The sequence below is a fragment of the Thiogranum sp. genome (assembly GCF_058323355.1).
In genome coordinates this window covers 1-2,839 of sequence record NZ_JBTTIO010000082.1, presented here as the reverse complement: position 1 = coordinate 2,839, position 2,839 = coordinate 1, and the positions used below count along the sequence as shown (strand labels likewise).

Here is a 2,839-nt window from a genome sequence, read left to right as displayed (position 1 = left end):
TACGTCATCGACCGGGTCACTGCCGTCCAGCGGCGCGACATCAACCAGGTGCAGCAACAGGCCGGTACGCGACAGGTGCTTGAGGAACTGCACACCCAGCCCGGCACCTTCCGCGGCACCCTCGATCAACCCCGGAATATCCGCCACCACAAAACTGCGATGCGCCTCGACGCGCACCACACCCAGGTTTGGATAGAGGGTGGTAAAAGGATAGTCCGCCACCTTGGGCCTGGCTGCCGAAATCGCGCGAATCAGGGTCGACTTGCCGGCATTGGGCTTGCCCAGCAAACCGATATCCGCCAGCAACTTCAGCTCCAGGCGCAGGCTGCGGTGTTCACCGGGCGTTCCCGGTTTCGATTCGCGTGGCGCGCGGTTGGTGGAACTCTTGTAGCGCAAATTGCCCAGCCCGTGGAAACCGCCGCGCGCTACCAGCAGGCGCTGACCGTCTTCCACCAGGTCGCCCATCAGTTCTTCGGTATCTTCCGCATAAACAAGTGTTCCGACCGGCACGCGGATAATACAGTCCTGCCCTGCCTTGCCCGTGCAGTTACGGCCACGACCGTTCTCGCCACGTTGCGCCCTGAAACGCCGCTCGTAACGGAAATCCGCCAGCGTATTCAGACCACTGTCCGCGACCATCCAGACACTGCCGCCGTCACCACCGTCACCACCGTCCGGGCCACCGAGGGGAATGTATTTTTCGCGACGAAAACTGACCGCACCGTTCCCTCCGTCACCGGCCTTTACATCGATAGTGGCTTCATCAACAAATTTCATAACATTAATATACCGGGTACAACAGCAACACGCACAAAAAAGCCCCGTACCAGGACGGGGCTTTTCGACGAGACCGGGAATCGGTCAGGAAGGAACCACGTCCACAAATTTACGGTTCTTCGGGCCGCGGGTCACGAACTTCACCGCGCCGTCGGTCTTGGCGAACAGGGTGTGATCGCGGCCGCAACCGACATTCACGCCCGGGTGAAAATGCGTGCCACGCTGACGCACAAGAATGTTCCCTGCTGCAACGCTCTCGCCACCATAACGTTTTACGCCAAGGCGTTTGGATTCTGAATCGCGTCCGTTACGCGTACTACCACCGGCTTTTTTATGTGCCATTTTGCGCTTACCTCAAACTCAGGCAGAGATGCCTGTAATTTCCAGTTCAGTATAGGCCTGACGATGGCCCTGTCGTTTCATGTGGTGCTTGCGACGCTGGAACTTGATGATCTCCACCTTGGCGCCGCGGCCGTGGGCCTTTACCTGCGCCGTGACCTTGCCACCTTCCAGAACCGGTGCACCGATCCTGATATCGTCACCGTCGACAACCATCAACACCTTGTCCAGTTCCACAGAGTCGCCTTCAGCAACGTCAAGTTTCTCCACACGGAGCTTGTCGCCCTGGCTTACACGGTACTGTTTACCGCCAGTTATAATTACCGCATACATTGCTGAATCTCCAAATCACAGCGTCCGAAAGAGGCGCAATTCTACGGATTTCGGCGGTTTGCGTCAAACCAATCTGTTTCTGGTACCATGCGCGCCTGCCGGTTAGACTTGCGCTCAGGGCATTGTCAGGCAACCACTCAACACGTATTGTACGCACCATGCAGGAAGTACTTAAAAAACAAAGCATTTATATGGATATCGAAGATATCCGCGCACTGGTGCGCGACGACATCAATGCCGTGAATGCACTGATCCTGAAACGGCTGCATTCAGACATCGCGCTGATCAACGAGCTGGGGCGCTACATTATCAATAGTGGTGGCAAGCGCCTGCGGCCCTTGCTGGTACTGCTATCTGCGCGTGCCTGCGGCTACCGGGGACCGCACCATACCGAACTGGCGGCGGTTATCGAGTTCATTCATACCGCCACCCTGCTGCACGACGACGTGGTGGACGCCTCCGATTTACGCCGTGGCAATGAAACCGCCAACGCCATCTGGGGTAACGAGGCTGCTGTGCTGGTCGGCGACTTCCTCTATTCACGCGCTTTCGAAATGATGGTCAGTGTGGACAGCATGAAAGTGATGGGCATCCTCTCCACGACGACCAATATCATTGCCGAAGGCGAAGTGTTGCAGCTCCTCAACTGCCACGACCCGGATACCACCGAAGATCGCTACCGCGAAGTGATACGCTACAAGACAGCCAAACTGTTCGAGGCTTCCTCGCGACTGGGCGCGGTGCTTGGCCAGCAATCACCTGCCGTCGAGGATGCCATGGCCCGCTATGGCATGCATATCGGTACGGCTTTCCAGCTGATCGACGATGCACTGGACTATGGCGCTTCGAACCAGGACATCGGCAAAAACGTGGGCGACGACCTGTCCGAAGGCAAACCCACCCTGCCGCTGATTCACGCCATGAAGCACGGCACGCCGGAACAGTCGAAGGCCATTCGCCGCGCCATTGAAAACGGCGGACTGGAACACATCGATACCGTCATGGACGCCATTGAATCGACACAGGCCATCGCGTACACTGCGCAGTCCGCGCAAGACGAGGCGGACCTGGCCATCGAGGCACTGGCGGACATTCCCGCCAGCCCCTACAAAGAGGCCTTGTACGGACTTGCCGGGTTTTCGGTAAACCGGAGTTATTAAATCGGGGCGTAGCGCAGCCTGGTAGCGCACTTCGTTCGGGACGAAGGGGTCGGAGGTTCAAATCCTCTCGCCCCGACCAGTTTCTGGTCGGACACTGACCTTCAGAATCATTATTTCCCGTATTTCCGCTGACCAACGTCAGCAAAAATGGCGACGGCTTCAGCTTTCAGCCGTCGCCACACCTTCGCAAGCCGCTTCATCCAGCAACACATCGATACCGGCGTCACAAC

At 57.7% G+C, this 2,839-nt stretch carries 4 protein-coding genes and 1 tRNA gene; 2 read left to right on the top strand and 3 right to left on the bottom strand.

Annotated elements, in window-relative coordinates:
- The 3 genes from cgtA to rplU all read right to left on the bottom strand — a co-directional run.
- Nucleotides 1-777: Obg family GTPase CgtA (gene cgtA, locus ACW81B_RS11835; protein WP_491580428.1), on the bottom strand; the 777-nt coding region annotated here is incomplete at its 3' end.
- An 84-nt stretch (nucleotides 778-861) separates the two neighbouring features.
- Complete coding sequence (rpmA, locus tag ACW81B_RS11830) at nucleotides 862-1,119, bottom strand: 50S ribosomal protein L27 (protein WP_491580427.1); 258 nt, start codon at nucleotides 1,117-1,119, stop codon at nucleotides 862-864.
- Nucleotides 1,120-1,137: 18 nt separating this feature from the next.
- Entirely contained in the window at nucleotides 1,138-1,449 is a 312-nt protein-coding gene (gene rplU / locus ACW81B_RS11825) for a 50S ribosomal protein L21 (RefSeq protein ID WP_491580426.1), read from the bottom strand.
- A 191-nt stretch (nucleotides 1,450-1,640) separates the two neighbouring features.
- On the opposite strand from rplU, the gene ispB reads away from it, so the two are divergent.
- Together ispB and ACW81B_RS11815 are read left to right on the top strand one after the other, a co-directional pair.
- Complete coding sequence (gene ispB / locus ACW81B_RS11820; RefSeq protein WP_491580429.1) at nucleotides 1,641-2,609, top strand: octaprenyl diphosphate synthase; 969 nt, start codon at nucleotides 1,641-1,643, stop codon at nucleotides 2,607-2,609.
- A gap of 2 nt (nucleotides 2,610-2,611) precedes the next feature.
- Nucleotides 2,612-2,688, top strand: a tRNA-Pro gene (locus ACW81B_RS11815).
- Nucleotides 2,689-2,839 lie beyond the last annotated feature (151 nt).